Source organism: Heliobacterium chlorum, assembly GCF_014502795.1.
GTDB lineage: Bacteria > Bacillota > Desulfitobacteriia > Heliobacteriales > Heliobacteriaceae > Heliobacterium > Heliobacterium chlorum.
On sequence record NZ_JACVHF010000012.1, the window covers coordinates 94,559 to 113,483 of the forward strand.

14 protein-coding genes are annotated in these 18,925 nt (G+C 57.2%); all 14 read left to right on the forward strand.

The features are described 5' to 3' along the window. Positions 1–41 precede the first annotated feature (41 nt). Entirely contained in the window at positions 42–1,679 is a 1,638-nt protein-coding gene (gene groL / locus H1S01_RS12430) for a chaperonin GroEL (protein WP_188040778.1), read from the forward strand. 120 nt (positions 1,680–1,799) lie between these two features. Further along, positions 1,800–2,639: an N-acetylmuramoyl-L-alanine amidase gene (locus tag H1S01_RS12435; RefSeq protein WP_188040779.1), complete on the forward strand. Its 840-nt coding sequence runs from the start codon at positions 1,800–1,802 to the stop codon at positions 2,637–2,639. Between the two features lie 427 nt (positions 2,640–3,066). Then, positions 3,067–4,017 (forward strand): S-layer homology domain-containing protein, encoded by a 951-nt coding sequence (locus H1S01_RS12440; protein ID WP_188040780.1) that lies wholly within the window; start codon positions 3,067–3,069, stop codon positions 4,015–4,017. Positions 4,018–4,265: 248 nt separating this feature from the next. Then, a complete protein-coding gene (amrA, locus tag H1S01_RS12445) occupies positions 4,266–5,669 on the forward strand; it encodes an AmmeMemoRadiSam system protein A (RefSeq protein WP_188040781.1) in 1,404 nt (467 codons plus the stop codon). A 119-nt stretch (positions 5,670–5,788) separates the two neighbouring features. Continuing rightward, positions 5,789–6,718 carry an AmmeMemoRadiSam system radical SAM enzyme gene (gene amrS / locus H1S01_RS12450; RefSeq protein ID WP_243237272.1) on the forward strand — a complete coding sequence of 310 codons (930 nt, stop codon included), beginning with the start codon at positions 5,789–5,791 and terminating at the stop codon, positions 6,716–6,718. A gap of 350 nt (positions 6,719–7,068) precedes the next feature. Next, positions 7,069–8,004 (forward strand): DMT family transporter, encoded by a 936-nt coding sequence (locus H1S01_RS12455; RefSeq protein WP_188040782.1) that lies wholly within the window; start codon positions 7,069–7,071, stop codon positions 8,002–8,004. A gap of 98 nt (positions 8,005–8,102) precedes the next feature. Beyond that, the gene (gene argC / locus H1S01_RS12460) at positions 8,103–9,158 is read left to right on the forward strand and encodes an N-acetyl-gamma-glutamyl-phosphate reductase (RefSeq protein WP_188040783.1); all 1,056 of its coding nucleotides are present in this window, start codon (positions 8,103–8,105) and stop codon (positions 9,156–9,158) included. Positions 9,159–9,289: 131 nt separating this feature from the next. Next, positions 9,290–10,501 (forward strand): bifunctional glutamate N-acetyltransferase/amino-acid acetyltransferase ArgJ, encoded by a 1,212-nt coding sequence (gene argJ / locus H1S01_RS12465; RefSeq protein WP_188040784.1) that lies wholly within the window; start codon positions 9,290–9,292, stop codon positions 10,499–10,501. Positions 10,502–10,523: 22 nt separating this feature from the next. Then, entirely contained in the window at positions 10,524–11,411 is an 888-nt protein-coding gene (gene argB, locus H1S01_RS12470; protein WP_188040785.1) for an acetylglutamate kinase, read from the forward strand. 115 nt (positions 11,412–11,526) lie between these two features. Then, complete coding sequence (locus H1S01_RS12475; protein ID WP_188040786.1) at positions 11,527–12,753, forward strand: acetylornithine transaminase; 1,227 nt, start codon at positions 11,527–11,529, stop codon at positions 12,751–12,753. Beyond that, positions 12,750–13,985: a glutamine-hydrolyzing carbamoyl-phosphate synthase small subunit gene (gene carA, locus H1S01_RS12480; protein ID WP_188040799.1), complete on the forward strand. Its 1,236-nt coding sequence runs from the start codon at positions 12,750–12,752 to the stop codon at positions 13,983–13,985. Before H1S01_RS12475 ends, carA begins: the two co-directional genes overlap by 4 nt. A 20-nt stretch (positions 13,986–14,005) precedes the next feature. Beyond that, positions 14,006–17,257 (forward strand): carbamoyl-phosphate synthase (glutamine-hydrolyzing) large subunit, encoded by a 3,252-nt coding sequence (gene carB, locus H1S01_RS12485; protein WP_188040787.1) that lies wholly within the window; start codon positions 14,006–14,008, stop codon positions 17,255–17,257. A 147-nt stretch (positions 17,258–17,404) separates the two neighbouring features. Beyond that, positions 17,405–18,364, forward strand: a complete 960-nt coding sequence (gene argF, locus H1S01_RS12490) for an ornithine carbamoyltransferase (protein ID WP_188040788.1) — start codon at positions 17,405–17,407, stop codon at positions 18,362–18,364. Positions 18,365–18,810: 446 nt separating this feature from the next. Next, positions 18,811–18,925, forward strand: a 115-nt coding sequence (locus H1S01_RS12495) for an argininosuccinate synthase domain-containing protein (protein WP_188040789.1), incomplete at its 3' end; no start/stop codon positions are given.

The following is an 18,925-nucleotide window of genomic DNA, read 5'->3' on the forward strand; positions in this document are numbered from 1 at the left end:
GAAGGAACCTTAGGAAGATGTAAGGAGGTATTCCATACCTTATGGCTAAAATGACCGTGTTTAACGAAGAAGCCCGCCGTGCCCTGGAAAAAGGCGTCAACACCCTGGCGGAAGCCGTTCGTGTGACCTTAGGACCCAAAGGCCGTAACGTCGTTCTGGAAAAGAAATTCGGTTCTCCCCTGATCACCAACGACGGTGTTACCATCGCCAAAGAAATCGAGCTGGAAAACCCCATTGAAAACATGGGCGCCCAACTCGTCAAAGAAGTCGCTACCAAGACCAACGATGTCGCTGGCGACGGTACCACCACCGCCACCATCCTGGCTCAAGCCATCATCCGCGAAGGCATGAAAAACGTCGCTGCCGGCGCTAACCCCATGGTGCTCAAGCGCGGTATCGAAAAAGCTGTCGCCACTTGCGTTGAGGAAATCAAAAACCTCTCCAAGCCTGTCGAAAGCAAAGAAGCGATCGCTCAAGTTGCTTCCATCTCCGCCGCTGATGCTACCATCGGCAGCCTGATCGCCGAAGCGATGGAGAAAGTCGGCAAAGACGGCGTCATCACCGTCGAAGAGTCCAAAGGCTTCTCCACCGAACTGGAAGTTGTCGAAGGTATGAACTTCGACCGTGGCTACATCTCCCCCTACATGATCACCGACCCTGACAAGATGGAAGCTGTCCTCAACGATCCTTACATCTTGATCACCGATAAGAAAATCTCCGCCATCAAAGACATCCTGCCTGTCCTCGAGCGCATCGTTCAAAGCGGCAAGCAGCTGATGATCATCTCCGAAGATATCGAAGGCGAAGCCCTGGCGACCCTCGTCGTCAACAAACTGCGCGGTACCTTCACCTGCGTCGGCGTAAAAGCTCCTGGCTTCGGCGACCGCCGCAAAGCCATGCTGGAAGACATCGCCATCCTCACCGGCGGCCGTGTCGTCTCCGAAGAAGTGGGCCTCAAGCTCGAAAACGCCACCATGGATATGCTGGGCCGTGCCCGTCAAGTCCGCATCAGCAAAGAAGAAACCATTATCGTCGACGGTGCTGGTTCCCAAGACGACATCAAAGCACGGATCGCTCAAATCCGTCGTCAATACGAAGAATCCACCTCTGAGTTCGACAAAGAAAAACTGCAAGAGCGCCTGGCCAAACTGGCTGGCGGTGTCGCTGTGATTCAAGTCGGTGCGGCCACCGAAACCGAACTCAAAGAGAAGAAACTGCGCATCGAAGACGCTCTGAACGCTACCCGTGCTGCTGTAGAAGAAGGTATCGTCCCTGGCGGCGGCACCGCTCTCGTCAGCATTCAGAAAGCTCTCGATGAAGTGGAAGTTCCTGCCGGCGATGAAGCCACCGGTGTGGCCATCATCAAACGGTCCCTGGAAGAACCGCTCCGTCAAATCGCCAACAACGCCGGTTACGAAGGCTCTGTCGTCGTAGAAAAAGTGAAGAACCTGCCGAAAGGCCAAGGCTTCAACGCTGCCACCGAAGTCTACGAAGACATGATCGCTGCCGGTATCGTCGACCCTGCGAAAGTGACTCGTTCGGCACTGCAAAACGCGGCTTCCATCGCAGCCATGCTGTTGACGACCGAAGCTATCGTGGCCGACAAGCCCGAGAAAAAAGAAGCTCCCGGAATGCCCGGCGGAATGCCTGGCATGGGCGGCATGGACATGGGCATGTAAGCCCACTGGCCCTAGAACGCTTCAAGCAAAAAGTGCAAAGAGGCTGCTGACATATCGACGTCAGCAGCCTCTTTTTTCTCGCCTTCCTGCATAGGATTTTGGCAGGAGGGGGGATAGGGTTTGCGTTCATTTGTGTTTGTCTTCGGCAAACAGCAGCGCATGTGGATGACCATGTTCATGCTGGCCACGCTGGGATTGATCTACACGGGCGTACGAGACCTCTTAGAGGAGCGAGCCGTATTAGCGATGGCCGCATCGACGATGCACGAAAAAGTGATCGCCATCGATCCCGGCCATGGGGGAGAGGACGGCGGCGCCGTCGGTGTCCGAGGAACCCTGGAGAAAGAGCTCAACCTGCAGATCGCCAAAAAAGTGGCAGAGCGACTGCAAAAAGTAGGAGCGAAAGCAGTACTCACCCGGGAGACAGACCAGAATATCTATGAGGGAGAATGGAGCCAGCGAGCAGAACTATCGAAACGGGTCGAACTCGCCAAGGAGGCGAAGGCTCAGGCCTACGTCTCGATTCACGCCAATAGTTTCCCCTACGCACCGTCAACAGGGCATCAAACCTTTTACCAGTACGGATCGGAGGAAGGGAAACGGATGGCCCTTCATATTCAACACGAGTTGGATACGCGGCTCGGAAACCGGGACGGACGGCAGGCCAAAGCAGAAGATTATTTTGTCATGCGCACGACCGCTTGTCCGGCGGTGATGGTGGAAGTCGGATTTCTCTCCAATGCGGCCGAAGAAGCGCTGTTGAAGACGGAAGATTATCAGGAAAAAGTGGCTGACGGGATCTACGTCGGTCTCGTCCGTTACATGTCGGGAGAACCGGCCCCCGGCGATAAGGGAAACACAAAGCCGGAAGCAGCGCCGCAACAAAAAGGAAAAGTCCCCGGCCTGAATCCTTCCGAAACGACGGAAGAGAAGGCGGACGCTCCGCAGAGGGTTGAGTAAAATATTGTCGATAGACGCTCTTTTGCACTTTCTGGTACGATAGAAAGAAAATGTGGAGGAGTGTCTGATCGACATGCCACTAAAATGCAGATTTTTTCGCAGCAACCCTTTGCAAGGACGTCTTCCACAGCCGTCGTTGGCTATAGAGGAAGATAGTTCACTACAATCTAATCACTTTTCCAAGGAAGAGAATTTTTCTTGTGAAAATAATGAGTTACGTAAAAATAGTCACTCACGCATAAATGATGACCCGAGTAAAAATAATCACCCACGTATAAATAATGACCCACGGAAAGATCGGGAACCTCGAGCTAACTTCGTAGATAGAAAAGTCCCAGCCAGAGTTGTGAAGAAAAAAAGCCCTCTGTGGCTAAGGCTCTTTCCTGCTTTGTCCCTATTTTCTTTGTTCCTCTTTGCTGGACAAGTCATGGCCGCAGAAGCACCGTATGTATCGATGACCGACATCCAAGGTCACTGGGCCGCACCAGCCATTCAGGAGTGTGTCGATATGGCTATTGTCCGGGGAAATCCCGACGGCACTTTCCGGCCGAACGCCACTATCAGCCGCGCCGAATTTCTCGCCCTGGTGGTCCGTGCCTTTGACATCCCGGCGGGGACAGAGGAAGTAACCTTTCCTGACGTGAAAAAGGGAGATTGGTTCTTGCCGGAACTAGAGGCGGCGCAAAAGGCAGGGATCGCCGGAGGATATCCCGATGGCACTTTTCGCCCTACTAAGGGTGTCAGCCGGGCCGAAATGGTAGCCATGGTCGTCCGAGCGGCCCGGCAGGATTTGTCTCCGTTACGGGCGGGCTCCACATTCCCCGATGTGCCTGACGGTTGGATGACCGAACCGGTACGACAGGCGCTTCAGTCCGGCATCGTCGGTGGGTATGCCGACGGGCGTTTTTACCCGGATAAACAGGCGAGCCGGGCCGAAGCGGCTGTTGTCATGCTGCGCGCCTTATATGCCATGCAGGTTCCGGAAAAGCAGCCCGATGATCAACAGTTGACGGCCCAAGTGATCGCCTCGGAAGGGGCCGGGATCGACGAGATGAACCATCAAGACTACAGCATGACGAAATCGTTGCAGTACACGATCGGGCAAGCCCGGGCGATGACCATCAGCCAAGCCGACGACCTGGCGGCCTATGGAGCGAGCGGCGCCCGATTGAACATCGTTCCCCAAACCCAGAATGCTGTGGTCTCGCAAAAACGACAGCGAACGGCTCAAGTGCGCTATCACTTCACCTATGAAATCACAGTGACGGCCCCCGACCTGGAGAAACAGAATGTTGTCGACGGCACGCTCATTTACTCCCTGCGGATCCAAGGCGGGGAGTGGAAGATCTACAAGATCGAGTCGGTGAGTTCATCCTAAACTATTCTTTCCCGTATCTTTTGCTGTTCCTGTTTACGGTTACCTATGTAGCGGCACTCTCCGAAGTGTCCTTTTGCCGACGTCGACGGCACTAGATCCCCTTGTCGGGATCTTCCGCTGCCTTTAAAATGGAGACAAGGGAATACAGGAAATAACTCCCGATAGGCAAGTGCATCGAACAGTATGATCATGGCTGAAAATATAAATGAACTCGATGGAATATAGTTTCGTATGGTTGGAGGTCGTCTATGGGCGTCGTATTTGGTGGATTCGTCCCTCATCCTCCGATTATCGTGCCGGCTGTCGGCAAAAACAACCTGGCTAAAGCGAAGAACACCGTGGAAGGGATGCGGGCCTGGGCCCGGGAGTGTGTGGCCCATAAGCCTGACACCATCGTCATCATCAGCCCGCATGGACCGGTCTTTCAAGATGCCATCATGATCACCGCTTATCGGCGCATTTCGGGAAGCTTGAGCGGTTTCGGCGCACCTGATGTCCGTGTCGACACCGAAAACGACTTGTCCCTCGTCCAGGCGATCGCCGAGGAGGCTCGCCGGCGGGACATCAGCATCGGCGTCCTTGACCAGGATCTGGCGAAAGAGTTTGACATCCCCCTGACCCTCGATCATGGCTCCATGGTCCCGTTGTACTTTCTCAGCGAAGCGGGTTTTCAGGGAAAAGTGCTGCCCATCGCCATGGGCCTCCTCCCTCGGGATCAGCTCTACGCCTTCGGCATGGCACTTCGCGAGGCCATGGGGAAAGTGGAACAGGCCGTCGCGCTGGTGGCGTCGGGAGATCTGTCTCACCGCCTTAGCCCCGATGCGCCGGCAGGATACAATCCATTGGGGCGGGAATTTGACGCCGCGGTGGAGCAGGCCTTCGCCCGGTGGGATATCGACGCCATGTTGAACATGGACGAAAACCTCTGTGAAACGGCAGGGGAATGCGGCTTTCGGCCGCTGCTCATGCTCGCCGGTGCCTTCGATACCTCTGGGGTCAAGAGCCATGTTTACAGCTATGAAGGCCCCTTCGGCGTCGGTTACATGGTCGCCTCCATCACCGGCGAGGGGGAGAAGCAGCCCCCGTCGGAAGACCGGCTGACCAAGTACCGCCGCCAGCAGCAAGGTCATTTGCAACAAGTTCGTCAAAATGAATCGATCTATGTCCGGTTCGCCCGGCAGACTTTAGAAGCCTACGTCCGAGAGGAAGAGCTGCCGCCCATCCCGGCCGAACTGAGCGCATCGTCCCCGGCCGGCGCTTTCGTCTCCATCAAGAAAAAAGGCCAGCTGCGGGGCTGCATCGGCACGATCGCCCCGACCCAGGATAATTTAGGCGAAGAGATCCGGAACAACGCCATCAGTGCCGGCGTCAACGATCCCCGTTTTTTCCCGGTCGAGGCGGAAGAGCTCGACGATCTGGTCTATTCGGTCGATGTGCTCTCGCCGGAAGAACCGATCGACAGCCTGAATGCCCTCGATCCCCAGCGTTACGGGGTCATCGTCCGTTACCAGGGCCGCCAAGGGCTGCTGCTTCCCATGCTCGATGGCGTCGACACGGTAGAAGAGCAGGTGGACATCGCCCGGCAGAAGGCCGGTATCGCTGAGGGCGCTCCCATGAGACTGTCTCGCTTTGAAGTGATTCGTCATCACTAAGGTCCTTTCTCATAAGTTCAACAGACGTTTCATAGTGCCCGGTCAAAACCGGGTTCTTTTTTTGCCAAAAAGGTTGCATATTTTAGATGGAAAAGGTATCAATAGGATAGAGGTGTCGAATGCCGTCGACACGGTACCGTCGAAATACGTCCAAAGGGGGAATGAGTTTGGTCATGGAGGAAGCGGGCCCCTTGCGGGAAGCCCTGTTCTATGACCCCGATCCGCCGAAGGTACACTGTCGTCTCTGTCCCTGGCACTGCCATATCCCAGAAGGAAAGGTCGGCGTCTGCCGGGTACGGATGAACGAGAAGGGGACCCTTTACAGCCTGAACTACGGCAAAGTGACTGGCCTCAGCATCGATCCGATCGAGAAAAAACCGCTCCGGCGTTTTCAACCAGGCAGCCAGATCCTCTCTTTCGGCAGCCTCGGCTGTAACTTTGACTGCGGATTCTGCCAGAACTATCACATCGCCCATCGTGACGACGCCGAATTTCGGATGATTCCGCCGAAGGAAGCCCTCCGGCTCGCTGAGGAGACGAAAGGCTACGGAAATATCGGCATCGCCTACACCTATTCGGAACCGAGTGTGTGGTATGAATACATCATCGATACGGCGCCGCTCATTCATGAGGCGGGGATGAAAAACGTCCTCGTGACGAACGGCTACCTGGAGGCCGAACCGATCAAGGACATGCTTCCCTATATCGATGCGGTCAACTTGGATATCAAAGGCTTCACCGAAGACTACTACCATGGCGTGTGCAAAGGCCGCCTAGAACCGGTGCTGACGGCGGCTAAGCTATACAAGTCAGCCTGCCACCTGGAAGTGACCACCCTCGTTGTGCCCGGACACAACGACCGAGAAGAGGAACTGGTGGAACTCTTCGACTGGGTTGCCCGGGAACTGGGCAGGGACACACCGATTCACCTGAGCCGCTATTTCCCCCAGTACAAATTCAAGGAACAGCCGACACCGCGGGAGACGATGCTGCGGGCCGGTGAGCTGGCACGGGAGCGGCTGGACTATGTTTATTTGGGCAATATCTAAAGGGCGTACACTTGAGCTTTTCGCGTATCCCCCGAAGCGAAAATTAAGTGAAACCTCAGGTTACACAGTCTTATTAAGTGAAACCATGTGCTCAAATAGGCTTTAATGACGCCACAGCGAAAGCGTTCTGTCATTACAGCCCCGATTTTCCTTTGATCTTCAATTGCCCTTTACCGTAGATTAGGAATATTATCTAGGGCTGACTAATCCATAGATACCAGGACGGACTGCAGCCATGAACTTTACCACGCTTTACCACGCAAATGTAAGCGCGAATTCGAAATAGAACAGTGAATCATGAATCGAACCAGGAACCGAACCAGGACCCGTTGAAAGGATAGAAAAACGGAATGCACCAGAAATCTTGGCGAATCTCTCCCCTTGCCGCTGACATCGTATTGCTCTCCGTCGCAGCGATCTGGGGCGGAACCTTTGTGGCTGTGAAAAACGCCATCGCCGTCATCCCGCCCTACGCCTTTTTAGCGATCCGCTTTTTCATCGCCGCCCTCTTTCTCGCGATCTTTACAGCCGGCCGGTGGTCCCGGATGACCCGGGCTACCGGCCGGGACGGATTTCTCTTAGGCGGCTGCCTCTTCGGCGGCTATGCGCTGCAGACGATCGGCTTACAGTACACGACCTCTTCCAACGCCGGTTTTATCACCGGCTTGTCTGTGGTCATGGTCCCGCTCATCACCTGGGTGATCTTAAAGGAAAGACCACGGAGTGGGGTACTCGCCGGGGTGGCCCTATCCATCGCAGGACTCGGTTTTCTCACTCTCACCGATACCCTGCAGATCAACCCCGGCGACTTGCTCGTCCTGGGCTGTTCCGTCTGTTTCGGACTACATATTTACCTGGCCGGTCAAGTGACCCGCCGCCATGATCCGATCCTGCTCACCCTAAGCCAGCTCATCGTCGTCGCCATCGCCTGTTCCGTCTTTTCCTCCATCTGGGAGCCGCCCCTGGCGGCGGGAAACTTCCAATATGATGTCTGGCTGGCCTTGGCGCTGACGGCCATCCCGGCCACGTCGCTGGCCTTCTTAGCGCAGATGCACCTGCAAAAGTACACGACGGCGACGCGAACGGCCCTGATCTTTGCCACCGAGCCTGTCTTTTCGCTAATCTTTGCCATCCTCTTGGCCGGTGAAATGCTGACCTTCCGCGGCGGTATCGGCTGCCTGCTCGTGCTGGCCGGCATCGTGACGGCGGAACTCGTCGGAAGCCAGGAGGAGCAGGTGGAGCCAGCCGAAGGCGAAGCCCTTTTCGAAGGAGAACAGGGGCTTTAGGAAAAAGCGGACGGGAACTAAAAAATGATTGAATGAATATACAGTATAACGTATAATTATTCTATCGTTATACAGAAGTATGAGGAGGTCTAGCAGATATGATACGTGCAGCCATCGTTGGCGCGACCGGGTATACAGGGGCCGAACTGGTCCGCCTGCTCTCCCGGCATCCGGAAGTAAAGCTTGTCGGCTTGACCTCCCAGCAATATGCCGGTCAACCCTATGAAAACGTCTTTCATCACTTTGCCGATCAGGTCGATTTACATTGCAGCCCTCAACATATCGAGGAAATCGTCGCGGATGCCGATGTGCTCTTTTTAGCTGTCCCACACGGCTTGTCTGTTCCCTGGGTCGTCGAAAGCCTACGCCAAGGCAAAAAGGTGATCGACTTAGGCGCAGACTTCCGCTTTCGCCGGGCCGATGTCTATGAAAAGTGGTACAGCACGCACCATGACGCACCGGAACTGTTGGCCGAAGCCGTCTACGGTTTGCCGGAACTCAAACGGGAAGCCGTGGCGAAAGCCCGCGTCGTCGCCAACCCCGGTTGCTACCCGACGGCATCCGTCCTGAGTGTAGCGCCGATCCTGGGCAAAGGCATCATCAACGAAGGCCGCCTGATCATCGACGCCAAATCGGGTGTATCGGGAGCGGGACGAAAATTGAACACGCCTTCCCTCTATGCGGAAGCGAATGAAAATATCAACGCCTACAACGTGGGCAAACACCGCCACATCCCCGAGATCGAGCAAGAGATCGCCGAGCGGGCCGGCCTGCAGGCCGACCAAATGGCGATCTCCTTCACACCGCACCTGACCCCCATGACCCGGGGCATTTTGGCCACGGTCTATGCCGATATCCAAGCAGGGGTCAAGATCACCACCGATGAACTGCGGCAGATGTACCAGGAATTTTACGCCGGCGAATTCTTCGTCCACGTGATGAAAGAAGGCGTCTGGCCCCACACCAAATGGAGCTACGGCTCGAACCACGCCTTTATCGGTGTCACCGTCGAAGAGCGCACCGGCCGCATCATCGTCTCCACCGCCATCGACAACCTGGTCAAAGGCGCCTCCGGCCAGGCCATTCAGAATATGAACATCCTCTTCGGACTGCCTGAAAAAACGGCCATTGAAGCTCCCGGGATGTTCCCCTAAGGCGGGGGGGCCCGCAGACAGGGAACGTCCCTTCCCGAAAAGGCAGTCAGAAAACAAGAAACCGAGTCACTCCTTTACCCATTCAGCCGTGCAACCAACTTCATTGAACCGATAGATAGGAGCGAACCCCGATGCAACTTCCGCCTGTACTGCAAGGCAACGTCACATCCCCTGCGGGATTTCAAGCAGCCGGTATCGCCGCCGGCATCAAAAAGCCCGGCATCCTTGACATGGCCCTCATCGTCAGCGACGTGCCTGCTGCTGCCGCTGCCGTCTATACGACGAACAAAGTCCAAGCGGCGCCGCTGCAAGTGACGAAAGAACATATCGCCGCCGGCCCCTTAACAGCGGTCGTCGTCAACGCGGGCAACGCCAACGCCTGTAACGGCGAGCGGGGCCTCGTTGACGCCCGCCAGATGACCGCCAAGACAGCGGAAGTCCTCGGCATCGACGCTCAAGCCGTCGCCGTTGCCTCAACCGGTGTCATCGGCCAGCCCATGCCTATGGAAAAGATCTTGGCCGGCATCGACAGCCTCGGCAGCGCCCTGTCGCCGGACGGCGGCGAAGTGGCCTCCCGGGCCATCATGACGACAGACCTCGTCCCCAAGACAGGGAAGGTGGAAGTGGTCATCGGCGGCAAGACCGTCACCATCGGCGGCATGGCCAAAGGCTCTGGCATGATCCATCCCAACATGGCCACCATGCTGGCCTTCTACACGACCGATGCCGCCATCGCTCCGGAACTGCTGCAAAAAGCCTTGACCCGCTCGGTCCAGGTTTCGTATAACATGATCTCTGTCGACGGCGACACCTCCACGAACGACATGGCCCTCATCCTGGCCAACGGCTGCGCCGGCGCACCGTCCATCGACAGTGAAGGCGCCGACTATGAAGCCTTCACGGCTGCCTTGACGGCTCTCTCCATCGAGCTGGCCAAAGCCATCGCCCGGGACGGCGAAGGGGCGACGAAGCTCATCGAAGTGCGCATCGAAGGCGCCGCCACCGAAGCGGATGCGAAAAAAGCCGCCATGTCTGTCGTCAAATCGAGCCTCTTTAAGTCGGCCGTCTTCGGCAACGACGCCAACTGGGGCCGGGTCATGTGTGCCATCGGCTATTCGGGAGCCAATTTTGACCCGAACAAGGTGGACGTTTACCTCGGATCCATCCAGACGGCAAAGCAGGGCATGGCCCTGAACTTCTCCGAAGCGGAAGCGACAGAAGCGCTCAAACAAAAAGAAGTGGTCGTCACGGTCCAACTGAACGACGGCGACTTTTCCGCCGCCGCCTGGGGCTGCGACCTCACCTATGATTATGTAAAGATCAACGCCGACTACCGGAGCTAGAGAGATAGAAGGAGAGAGCCACTTGCTGAAAGCCCTGGAAAAAGCGGGCATCCTCGTCGAAGCCCTGCCCTACATCAAAAAGTTCAACGGTAAGACCGTTGTCATCAAATACGGCGGCGCCGCCATGGTCAACGACCAGCTCAAAGAAGCCGTCATCATGGACATCGTTCTGATGAAGTTCGTCGGCATCCATCCCGTCCTCGTCCACGGCGGCGGACCGGAAATCAACAACATGCTCAAGCGCCTCGGCATCCAGTCCCACTTCATCCAGGGCTTGCGCGTCACCGACGAAGCGACCATGGAGATCGTTGAAATGGTCCTCGCCGGCAAGCTCAATAAAGAGATTGTCGCCCTGATCCAGCGCTTCGGCGGCCGCGCCGTCGGTCTCTGCGGTAAAGACGGCGGCCTCATGCAAGCGAAGAAGCGCTTTGAACTCGTCAAAAACGAAGCTGGCGAACGGGTTCCCACCGACATCGGCTTTGTAGGCGACGTCGTCAAAATCAACCCGGAACTGGTGCGGGAACTGTCTGACCAAGGCTATATCCCCGTCATCGCTCCTATCGGCGCTGGGGAAAAAGGCGAAGCTTACAACATCAACGCCGACACGGCTGCCGGCGAACTGGCCCAAGCTTTAGAAGCTGACAAACTGGTCCTGCTCACCGATGTGGAAGGCATTCTCAAAGATTTTCACGATAAATCGAGCATCATCTCATCGCTGCAGATCGACGAAGTGCCCAACCTCGTCGAATCGGGCGTCATCGCCAGCGGCATGATTCCCAAAGTGCAGTGCTGCGTCGACGCCCTCCAAGGCGGCGTGGGACAGACCCACATCATCGACGGGCGCATCCCCCACTCGCTGCTCTTGGAAGTCTTTACGGACAAGGGTGTCGGGACTATGGTTGTTAAGTAGTTCCGCCTCTTCGCCCAAATCGCTCACTCTGTCATTCCACCCCAGTTTTCGTTAAATGCAGCTTCATAGCACCTATTCGAAAGAGATAAAATCATCCATACGGGAGGAACGAGCCATGACTGAAAAAAGCAACGCCCAACTGGTCGAACTGGGCAAGAAATATGTGATGAACACCTACGGCCGGCTCCCAATCGCCTTCGTCAAAGGGGAAGGAGCCAAAGTCTGGGACGCCGACGGACGGGAATACCTGGACTTCCTGGCCGGTCTGGCCGTCAATTCCCTGGGACACTGCCATCCCAAAGTGACGGAAGCTGTCAAAGCCCAAGTCGATCAATTGATCCACGTGTCCAACCTCTACTGGATCGAGCCCCAGATTGAACTGGCCCAGCGCCTCGTCGAAAACAGCTTTGCCGACAAAGTCTTCTTCTGCAACTCCGGCGCCGAAGCGAACGAAGGCGCCATCAAACTGGCCCGCAAGTACGCCAAACTGCACATGGGCCCCGATAAATACGAGATCATCACCATGGAAAAATCCTTTCATGGCCGCACCTTGGCCACAGTGACCGCCACGGCCCAGCCGAAATACCAAAAAGCCTTTACCCCCCTGCCGGAAGGCTTCCGCTACGTGCCCTTCGGCGATTTGAAAGCTCTGGAAAAAGCGATCGGCCCGCACACCTGCGCCATCATGGTCGAACCGGTGCAGGGCGAAGGCGGTGTCAACCTGGCCGAACCGGCCTTCTGGGAAGGGTTGGCCAAACTGGCCAAAGAGAAGAATCTGCTCCTCATCTTTGACGAAGTCCAGTCAGGCCTCGGCCGGACAGGCAAACTCTTCGCCCACGAACACTACGGCATCACACCCCACATCATGACCTTGGCCAAAGCCCTCGGCGGCGGCACCCCCATCGGCGCCTTGCTGGCCACGGACGAAGTGGCCAGCGCCTTTGAGCCGGGAGACCACGCCTCCACCTTCGGCGGCAACCCCCTCGTCACCGCTGCCGGTGTAGCCACGATGGATCTGCTCGTCCAGGGCGGCCTCCTGGCGCACTGCCTCGAAATGGGCGCCTACTTCAGAGGGCACTTAAACCGCCTCGCGGAAAAATACACCTTCATCCAGGAAGTGCGCGGCCTTGGCCTTATCTTAGCCTGTGAGCTCGACCGCCCCGGCGCCGACATCGTCGCTGCTTGCCTGGAAAAAGGCTTGATCATCAACTGCACCGCTGTCAACGTGCTGCGCTTCCTGCCGCCGCTGATCATCACCAAAGAGGATATCGACCAAGCGGTAGGCATCTTAGAAGAAGTCCTTGCCGCTGTCGAGGCCAATGCAGGAGGGACCCCGGCATGACCCATGGCGTCGGAACGAAAGGCAAAGGTCCCGCCGCCTACCTGCTGCTTGAAGACGGCACCTTGTACAAAGGCCTTCCCTTTGGCTACCGGGGCGGCAGCAACTCCGGCGAAGTCGTCTTCAATACAGGCATGACGGGCTACCAGGAGGTCCTCACGGACCCGTCCTACGCCGGACAGATCGTCACCATGACCTATCCCCTCATCGGCAACTACGGCATCAACTCAGGCGATGCCGAATCGGTCCGCCCGCAGGTGCGGGGCTTTATCGTCCGGGAGGCTTGCGCCCGCCCGTCGAACTACCGGTCCGAAAAAACGCTGGACCATTACTTAGCCCAGTATGGGATTCCCGGCATCGCCGGCATCGATACCCGGTCCTTGACCCGCCGCATCCGCGAGTACGGCACCTTGCGAGGCGCCATCATCAACCAAGCCGCCCGTGAGGAAGGCTGGGAAGGGGAAGCCCTGCAAACGCTCCGCCGCGGCGGCCGGGTGAACCTCGTAGAACTGCAGGAACAGATGGAAGCGTCTGCCCGGGAGTACTGGACGGAACAACTGAAATCGGTCCAAAAGCTCCTCGTCGCCGGACCCCACCTGGTTCGATCTGTCACGACACCGCAAGCCTACGTCATCCCCGGCGACGGCTACCGCGTCGCCGTCCTCGACTTCGGCATCAAAGAAAACATCTTGCGCATGCTCAAAGCGCTCGACTGCCACCTGATGGTCTTCCCGGCCGATACACCGGCTGAAGAGATCGCCAGCGCCGCCCCGGAGGGCCTCTTTTTAAGCAACGGCCCGGGAGACCCGACAGACGTGCCCGAAGCAATCGAAACCGTCCGGGCCTTCTTAAACGGGACGGCAGCGCCGCTGCCCATCTTCGGCATCTGCCTCGGCCACCAGCTCACGGCCCTCGCCGCCGGCGCTGACGCCTACAAGCTCAAGTTCGGCCACCGGGGTGCCAACCACCCCGTCAAGGACCTGCGCACGGGCCGGGTCTTCATCACGTCCCAAAACCACGGCTATGCCATTGACGAGGCTACCTTACCGAAAGAACTCGTCGTCAGCCACCGCAACGCCAACGACGGCACGGTCGAAGGCTTGCGCCACATCCATCTGCCTGTCTACTCGGTGCAGTACCACCCCGAAGCGGCCCCGGGCCCGGAAGACTCGGCCTACTTGTTTGACGAATTTATCGCCAACATGGCCCAGCGCACCCAGAAGGCCCTGGCGTAACGAAAGAGGAGGAACACCCCTTGCCGAAAGACCCTACACTGAAAAAAGTCCTCGTCATCGGGTCGGGACCCATCATCATCGGGCAGGCGGCGGAATTCGACTATGCCGGCACCCAGGCGTGCAAAGCCTTGAAAGAAGAAGGCCTGGAAGTCGTTCTCGTCAACTCCAACCCGGCGACCATCATGACCGATGCGAACATCGCCGATCATGTCTATATTGAACCGCTCAACGTGCCCTCGCTGACCCGCATCATCGACCAAGAGCGTCCCGACGGCCTGCTGCCCACCCTCGGCGGCCAGACCGGCCTGAACCTGGCGGTGGCCTTAAGCCAAGCGGGCGTCTTGGAAAAATATCAGGTGCGCCTCTTGGGCACCTCCATCGAAGCCATCAAAAAGGCTGAAGACCGGGAACTGTTCAAGCAGACGATGCAGGACCTCAATGAGCCGATCCCGCTCTCGGACATCGTCTCCAACTTAGACCAGGCGGTCGCCTTCGCCAACAAGACCGGCTACCCATTGATCATCCGCCCCGCCTACACCTTAGGCGGCACCGGTGGCGGCATCGCCCACAACGAAACGGAACTGCTCACCATCTGCGACATGGGCCTCAAGAAGTCCATGATCGGCCAAGTCCTCTTAGAGCAGAGCGTCGCCGGCTGGAAAGAGATCGAATACGAAGTGATGCGCGACGCCAACCACAACTGCATCACCATCTGTAACATGGAAAACTTCGACCCTGTCGGCATCCACACAGGCGACTCCATCGTCGTGGCGCCGTCACAGACGCTCACCGATAAAGAGTACCAGATGCTGCGGACGGCGGCCTTGAAGATCATCCGGGAACTGAAAGTGGAAGGGGGCTGCAACGTCCAGTTCGCCCTCCATCCCTTCAAATGTGAATACATCGTCATCGAGGTCAACCCCCGGGTGAGCCGCTCATCGGCGTTGGCCTCCAAAGCGACAGGCTACCCCATCGCCAAGATGGCCGCCAAGATCGCCATCGGCCTCACCCTCGATGAGATCACCAACCCCGTCACCGGCAAGACGACGGCCTGCTTTGAGCCTACCTTGGACTACTGCGTCGTCAAAATCCCCCGCTGGCCCTTTGACAAGTTCGTCACGGCCGACCGGACGCTGACCACCCAGATGAAAGCGACCGGCGAAGTCATGGCCATCGACCGCACCTTCGAAGGGGCGCTGCAAAAAGCGGTCCGTTCTCTAGAGACGGGCGTCTACGGCCTGCGCCTGCCCGGCGCGGCCACCTGGACCGACATCGAGATCGAAAACAAGCTGAAAAAAGCCGACGACGAGCGCCTCTTTGCCGTCGCCCAAGCGTTCCGCCGGGACTGGTCCGTCCGGGAGATCCACCAAATCTCCCAGATCGACCCCTGGTTTTTGGTCAAGATCAAAGGCCTCGTCGATTTCGAAGCCCAGCTCGAAAAGTGGCCTGTCGACGAAGAGGTGCTCCGCGAGGCGAAGGTGCTCGGCTTCTCCGACTACCAGATCGCTAAAATCGCCAATATCTCCACGCAACTCGTCCGGGAAGCCCGGAAGACCTATGACATCCTGCCGACCTACAAGATGGTCGACACCTGCGCCGCCGAGTTTGAAGCGGCCACCCCTTATTACTATTCCACCTACGAGGAAGAAGACGAGGTCCGTCAAACGGAGGGCCAAAAAGTCATCGTCCTCGGCTCCGGCCCGATCCGCATCGGCCAGGGCATTGAATTTGACTACTGCTCGGTTCACGCCGCCTGGGCGCTGCGCGACTGCGGTGTCGAATCAATCATCATCAATAACAACCCCGAGACGGTCTCAACCGACTTCGATACGGCCGACAAGCTCTTCTTCGAGCCACTGGCTTTGGAAGACGTCTTGAACATCGTCGAGAAGGAAAAGCCCGAAGGCGTCGTCGTCCAGTTCGGCGGACAGACGGCCATCAACCTGGCAGCAGGCCTCCGCGAGCACGGCGTGAAGATCCTGGGCACGTCCTTAGAGGGCATCGACGCCGCCGAAGACCGCAAGAAGTTTGAAGCGCTCCTAAAAAGCCTAGGCATTCCCCAGTCGGAAGGAAAAACGGCGACGAGCGCCGCCGAAGCGAAAGCCATCGCCGAAGAACTGGGCTTCCCGGTCCTCGTCCGCCCGAGCTATGTCATCGGCGGCCGGGCCATGGAAGTCGTGGAAAATGTCAAAGACTTAGAGTCCTACATGGAGACGGCTGTCCGCATCAGCCCGAAACACCCCATCTTAGTCGACAAGTACATCCGGGGCAAAGAGGTGGAAGTGGACGCCATCAGCGACGGCACCGATACCCTCATCCCCGGCATCTTCGAACACATCGAGCGGGCCGGCGTTCACTCGGGCGACTCCATGGCCGTTTACCCGCCGCAGACGCTCACCACGGCCGAGCGAGAGACCATCGTCGACTACACCTTGCGCATCGCCAAGGCCTTGCAGGTGGTGGGCCTCTTAAACATCCAGTACGTCGTGGACAACCAGGGCAAAGTGTACGTGCTGGAAGTGAACCCCCGGGCTTCCCGGACGGTACCCATCCTCTCGAAAGTCACCGGCGTACCGATGATCAAAGTGGCCGTGCAGATCATGCTCGGCAAGAGCCTGGCTGAACTGGGCTACGGCACCGGCCTCTGGCCTGAAACGGCTTATACGATCGTCAAAGCACCGGTCTTCTCCTTTGAAAAGCTGACCGATGTAGATATTTCCTTAGGACCGGAAATGAAGTCCACCGGTGAAGTGATGGGCGTCGACTTCGAACTGTCGTCGGCCCTGTACAAAGCCATGACCGGCGCCGGCATGAAGATCCCCACGAGCGGCACGCTGCTTGTCTCCGTCGCTGAGCGCGATAAGGAAGAAGTGGCCGGCCTCATCCGGGACTATGCCGACCTCGGCTTCAAGATCATCGCCACGCAGCAGACCGCATCAGCCTTGAAACGGGCAGGCATCACCGTCACCACTGTCAATACGGCAGACCACTCGCTGCAACTGCTCCTGGATCAGATCAAAGACGGCGCCATTCAACTGGTGATCAACACGCCGACCCGGGGCAAGGTGGCCGGCCGTCCCGGCTTCCGCATTCGCCGGGCTGCCTCGGAATACCGCGTGCCCTGCTTGACTTCCCTCGACACCGCTGGGGCGCTCTTAGAGGCCATCCGCATGATTCGCGATGGCAACCCGCCGAGCTACCAGGCAATGGGAAGCTACCAGGACGGAAATTCAGCGGCCTGGTGGGATAAGCTAAAGGAACTGGCCGGGTAAGGGGCGAAGTATTCCAGCCGGGAAAATCATCGCCGATTCCGCATAATCGCCGGGGCAGGGGATACCCCCAATATTGCCCCGGCTACATTAAGAACCCTTGCCATCGAACATATCGACACTGCAAAAAAGAAAGAGGGTTTTTTACCAATGACAACGGAAACTAACCTGGTTGAACTGGATGAACGGATGCGGGGGCGGGATTTTCTTTCCCTCCACGACTTCACCCGTGATGAGATCTTCTACCTGCTTGACGTGGCGAAGGAATTGAAAGCCCTGCAAAAAGCGGGCAAGCCGCACCGCCTGCTCGAAGGCAAGACGCTCGGCATGATCTTTACAAAAAGCTCTACCCGGACCCGCGTGTCCTTTGAAGTGGGCATGTACCAGCTTGGCGGCTCGGCGCTCTTTTTGAGCTCCGCTGACATCCAGTTGGGCCGGGGCGAACCGATCAAGGATACGGCCCGGGTGCTCTCGCGCTATGTGGACGGCATCATGATCCGCACCTTCGCCCATGAAGACGTAGTCGAACTGGCCAAGTATGCCGATATCCCTGTCATCAACGGCCTGACGGACCTGCTGCACCCCTGCCAGGTGCTGGCCGATCTGCTGACGATCGTAGAACATAAAGGCAAGACGGACGGCCTGAAGATGACCTACATCGGCGACGGCAACAACATGGCCCATGAGCTCATGTACGGCGGCGCTAAAGCCGGCATGCATGTGGTCATCTGCACGCCCGAAGGCTATGAGCCCGATCCGGAAGTGGTTCGCCTGTCTACAGAGGATGCGAATGCAAACGGCGGCTCCATCACGCTGATGAACGATCCTGTGGAAGCATCGAAAGACGCAGACGTGCTCTATACGGACGTTTGGGCTTCCATGGGTCAAGAAGGGGAGGCCAATGTGCGGGCTAACGCCTTCCAAGGTTTTCAGATCAATGGTACAATCATGAAGGTAGCCAAGCCCGATACGATCGTCCTGCACTGCCTACCGGCGCACCGAGGCGAGGAGATCACCGATGAGGTGATCGAGGGACCGAACTCGGTCGTTTTTGATGAGGCCGAGAACCGGCTTCATGCACAGAAGGCGATTATGGCGGTTGTGATGTAGCGACTAGCCTTCGATATGTAATCCGTTATTGTAAGTGTTCTTTTGCGAAATTAGTATTCATGTTGGTGTTGGAATAAGCGAAAAGTCTTTAGCGTGACGTTGTGCTGAAAGCGGGGGTGCATTGGCTCCGCTCGCTAAAGGCTCCGCGGCTGTTCGCTTGGTTGCTTCGCGGGCGCGCCAAACCTCTGGGCTTTTCTGCATGTTAACCGTGGCGCGCTTTTCCGCTTAGCAACCGTCGCTCACGACGCCGCTCCGCCCAAAACGCTCGCTGTGCCAATGCACCCCCAGCTTTATCTAATATGAGACGTTTTTGAACCATAATGGACTCCTTTTATAACGTTATTTTAATACAGTTTCTATTGGTCCATCTGCTGATTCCATAAGGGCAAATCGGCTTTAATAAGATAATCGATGGTATCGTTTCAGAATTGAAAGGAGCACTTGGAATGTCTAAGAAAGTTGTTCTGGCTTACTCTGGAGGATTGGACACGTCCATCATCATTCCCTGGCTGAAAGAAAACTACGGCTACGAAGTTATCGCCATGGCGGCCGATTTGGGTC

What these genes read in the sequence shown, in the direction of transcription:
- H1S01_RS12440 (WP_188040780.1), top strand. Translation starts at nt 3,067, where the DNA reads ATGGCCGCAGAAGCACCGTATGTATCGATGACCGACATCCAAGGTCAC.
- argF (WP_188040788.1), top strand. Translation starts at nt 17,405, where the DNA reads ATGACAACGGAAACTAACCTGGTTGAACTGGATGAACGGATGCGGGGG.
- amrA (WP_188040781.1), top strand. Translation starts at nt 4,266, where the DNA reads ATGGGCGTCGTATTTGGTGGATTCGTCCCTCATCCTCCGATTATCGTG.
- H1S01_RS12455 (WP_188040782.1), top strand. Translation starts at nt 7,069, where the DNA reads ATGCACCAGAAATCTTGGCGAATCTCTCCCCTTGCCGCTGACATCGTA.
- argC (WP_188040783.1), top strand. Translation starts at nt 8,103, where the DNA reads ATGATACGTGCAGCCATCGTTGGCGCGACCGGGTATACAGGGGCCGAA.
- amrS (WP_243237272.1), top strand. Translation starts at nt 5,789, where the DNA reads ATGCCGTCGACACGGTACCGTCGAAATACGTCCAAAGGGGGAATGAGT.
- groL (WP_188040778.1), top strand. Translation starts at nt 42, where the DNA reads ATGGCTAAAATGACCGTGTTTAACGAAGAAGCCCGCCGTGCCCTGGAA.
- H1S01_RS12475 (WP_188040786.1), top strand. Translation starts at nt 11,527, where the DNA reads ATGACTGAAAAAAGCAACGCCCAACTGGTCGAACTGGGCAAGAAATAT.
- argJ (WP_188040784.1), top strand. Translation starts at nt 9,290, where the DNA reads ATGCAACTTCCGCCTGTACTGCAAGGCAACGTCACATCCCCTGCGGGA.
- carA (WP_188040799.1), top strand. Translation starts at nt 12,750, where the DNA reads ATGACCCATGGCGTCGGAACGAAAGGCAAAGGTCCCGCCGCCTACCTG.